General features: G+C 71.2%; 4 protein-coding genes. 1 reads left to right on the forward strand and 3 read right to left on the reverse strand.

Features of this window, described 5'->3' with window-relative positions; all coding sequences use genetic code 11:
• Window positions 1–41: 41 nt before the first annotated feature.
• A complete protein-coding gene (locus tag ACIKT0_RS15580; protein ID WP_407106243.1) occupies window positions 42–410 on the reverse strand; it encodes an ATP phosphoribosyltransferase regulatory subunit in 369 nt (122 codons plus the stop codon).
• 153 nt (window positions 411–563) lie between these two features.
• Between ACIKT0_RS15580 and ACIKT0_RS15585 the strand changes: the two genes are divergently transcribed.
• A complete protein-coding gene (locus ACIKT0_RS15585) occupies window positions 564–836 on the forward strand; it encodes a hypothetical protein (RefSeq protein ID WP_407106245.1) in 273 nt (90 codons plus the stop codon).
• Here the strand turns inward: ACIKT0_RS15585 and hisS are convergent.
• Both hisS and ACIKT0_RS15595 read right to left on the reverse strand, forming a co-directional pair.
• On the reverse strand, window positions 833–2,314 hold the full coding sequence (gene hisS / locus ACIKT0_RS15590; protein ID WP_407106246.1) for a histidine--tRNA ligase: 1,482 nt from the start codon (window positions 2,312–2,314) through the stop codon (window positions 833–835). The genes ACIKT0_RS15585 and hisS overlap by 4 nt on opposite strands.
• Window positions 2,315–2,388: 74 nt before the next feature.
• Window positions 2,389–3,328, reverse strand: a 940-nt coding sequence (locus ACIKT0_RS15595; protein WP_407106247.1) for an FAD-dependent oxidoreductase, incomplete at its 5' end; no start/stop codon positions are given.

Genomic DNA, 3,328 nt, shown 5'->3' on the forward strand with positions numbered 1-3,328 from the left:
CGGCTCCGCCGAGCCGGTGCCGCCGCGCACGCAGCGCTTCATCATCGACTTCTCGAGCGGCGACCTCGGCTTCTTCCTGGCCGGTCCGAGCGGCCGAAGCTCTCCACGCCGACCTGCGTGACCTCGCCGCCATTCGCGCCGTGGCGGAACACCGGACCCGCATAGGAATAGGAAGCCGCCCGGCCGGCCTCGCCGCCTGCGAGGTGCAGCAGCGCGGTCGGGATCGTGAAATCCGGTCGCAGGCAGAGTTCGCGGCCCTCGGCGTCGAGCGTGAGGAACATGCGCTGGCGCAGGTCCTCGCCCATGACGTCGAGGAACGGCTCGGCGGGCTGGAGGATCGGCACGTCCACGCGCGCGAAGCCGGCGGCCTCGAAACGGTCGATCAGGGTTTTGAGCAGGGGACTCGACATCGGATGGGCGGGCCAGGGGTCAGGATTTCAGGGCGCGTCTAGCAGCCGAGCCCGCCGGGCGCGACTTTTTTCCGCGCGGACAAGGCCGCCTGGGTCGCGCCTCGCGGCGTTTGGTCCTGTCCATCTCTCCCTCCGGCGGCGTAGAGATGAGGCGTGGCTCTCTTGTTCCGATCCCGCCGGGAGGACCCCGGCCGCGCCGATGCTTCCCGTAGGGTCGCCGCGCTCGTCCGCGGCGCGCTGTCGCTCGGCGAGGACGACGCCGTCACGGTCAGCGAGATCGACTGCGGCGACCCGGCCTGCGGCGGCGCCGAGACCGTCGTTCTGATCATGCGCCCCGGCCGCAAGACCGAGGCCGTGAAGTTCATGAAGCCGATGACGGAGGTCACCGAGCAGGACGTGCGGGAGAAGTTCGCCGACTTCTCCTAGACGTGCCGGGACAGGATCGCCCGGACCTCCTCGACCAGCCGCTCCTCCGGCACCGTCACCTGCGCGGGCCGGCTCTCGGTCCACTCGGAGCGGTCGGAGATCGCGGCCGCGGCCCTGGCGCCTTCGATCAGGTCCTTGAGCGTCACCTCGCCCTTCTCCCGCTCGTCGGAGCCCTGGATCACCACGCAGGGGCTGTGGCGGCGGTCGGCGTATTTCATCTGCGCCTTCATGCCGGAGGCGCCGAGATAGACCTCGGCGGCGATGCCGGCGGCGCGCAGGGTCGCAGCCTGCGCCATGGAGCGGCCGATGTGCTCGCGGTCGAGCGCAAGCACCACGACGGGTCCCAGCGCGGCCGCCGCGTCGGCGCCTTTCAGGGCGCGCAGCGCGGCCTGAAGGCGTGAGACGCCGATCGAGAAGCCCGTCGCCGGCACGTTCTCGGCCATGAAGCGCCCGACCAGCCCGTCATAGCGGCCGCCGCCGCCGACCGAGCCGAACTGGATCGGCCGGCCGTCCTCGTCCTCGATCTTGAAGGTGAGCTGGGCCTCGAACACCGGGCCGGTGTAATATTCCAGGCCGCGGACCACCGACGGATCGAGCTCCACGCGGTCGCCATAACCCGCCTGGTCGATCAGGGTGGCGACGGCCGAGAGCTCGCGCGCGCCCTCCTGGCCGGCGCCCGGCTCCGGGAACTCGTCGAACAGCCGCCGCGCCGTCTGCAGATTGTCGGCCGCCTTGGCCTTCAGGATGTCGAGCACGCGAACCGCCGAATCCGCGTCGAGCCCGGCGCCCTTGGTGAAGTCGCCGCTCTCGTCCTTGCGGCCCTCGCCGAGCAGCGCGCGGACGCCCTCCGGCCCGAGCCGGTCGAGCTTGTCGATGGCGCGCAGCACGATCAGCCGGCGACCGGCGTTCTCGGGGCCGCCGAGGCCGATCGCCTCCATCACGCCGTCGAGGATCTTGCGGTTGTTGACCTTCACGACATAGTCGCCGCGCCGGATGCCGACCGCCTCGAGCGCGTCGGCCATCATCATGCACATCTCGGCGTCGGCCGAGACCGACGGCGCGCCCACGATGTCGGCGTCGAACTGCAGGAACTGGCGGAAACGCCCCGGGCCGGGCTTCTCGTTGCGGAACACCGGCCCGAGGCGATAGCTGCGATAGGGCTTCGGCAGGCGCTGGAAGTTCTCGGCGACGAAGCGGGCAAGCGGCGCGGTCAGGTCGTAGCGCAGCGACAGCCACTGCTCGTCGTCGTCCTTGAGCGAGAACACTCCGGCGTTCGGCCGGTCCTGGTCGGGCAGGAACTTGCCGAGCGCGTCGGTGTATTCGAAGAACGGCGTCTCGATCGCCTCGAACCCCCAGAGCTCATAGGTCCGGCGGATGGCTTCCGTCATCTCCCGGGTCGCCGCGAGTTCGGCCGCGCCGCGATCGGCGAAGCCGCGCGGCAGGCGAGCGGGCGTGAGGTCGGTGCGGCGGGCGTTCATCGCAATGAGGTCTCGGAGCTTCGGAGGCGCGGCCTGCTCCTAGAGCTTTTCGCCGCGCCGGGAAACCCTGCGGGTCAGGACGCGCCGGCCCCGAGCAGTTCCGCCACCGTCTCCTCGGCGATCGCGAAGGCCGCGCTGGCGCCGAAGCCGGAGGCCGCCACGACGATGCGGACATTCTCCTCCGGCGCCTCGACCACCACCGGGCGGTCCGCCGAAAAGGCGTAGGTCCCGCTCCAGCGCGAGACGACATGCTTGGGCCGCTTGCCGAACACGGCCGCGAGCTCGTCCAGGATCAGGTCGTCGATCGTCTGGAGCAGGAACGGATCCGGCGTCGCGTCGAGGGTGCGGCTCGCCCCGACGACCAACGAGCCGTCCGCCGACTGCGAGGCGAGCAGCACGACGCCATGCTGGAGGTGCTCGGGCTGCTCGGCCTCGAGCCGCGCGCGCAGCGCGTCGACCCCCTCGACATCCTGGAGCGCCGGCATGCGGACGGCGGAGAGGTCGGTCGAGACCGCGCCGGGCAGCTCGAAGCTGTCCTCATAGCGCACCCGCATCATCTGCGACTTCGCCCGGGTCAGTCCGAGGCTGGAGAGCCGGTCGCCAAACAGCGAGCGCAAATCGTCGCCGGGGCAGACCACCGCGCATTTGGCCCTTATGGGCCCCCGCGAGGTCGCAAGCGCGCCGTCGCCGATCGCCGTCACCGCGGTCTCCCAACGGAACGCCACGCCATGCGCGTCCTCGAGCCAGGCCGCGATCTTCGGCAGAGCCGACTTGGCCTCCACCCTGATCTCGTCGGGACTCCAGAACACGCCGGCGATGTCGCCGCGGAACTGCGGGAACAAGGCGTGCGCGTCCTCCGGCTCGTAGAAGACGCAGCCCGGAGCAGGTTCGGTCGCCGCGTAGGCGGCGAGCACGCTGGCGGCCTCCGGCCGGCGGGCGACGATGGCCAGCCCTTCATGGTCGACCCGCACGCCCGCCTGGGCGCAGACCTCGCCCCAGACCTCGCGCGAGATC

The sequence above is a fragment of the Hansschlegelia beijingensis genome (assembly GCF_045505405.1).
Lineage (GTDB): Bacteria > Pseudomonadota > Alphaproteobacteria > Rhizobiales > Methylopilaceae > Methylopila > Methylopila beijingensis_A.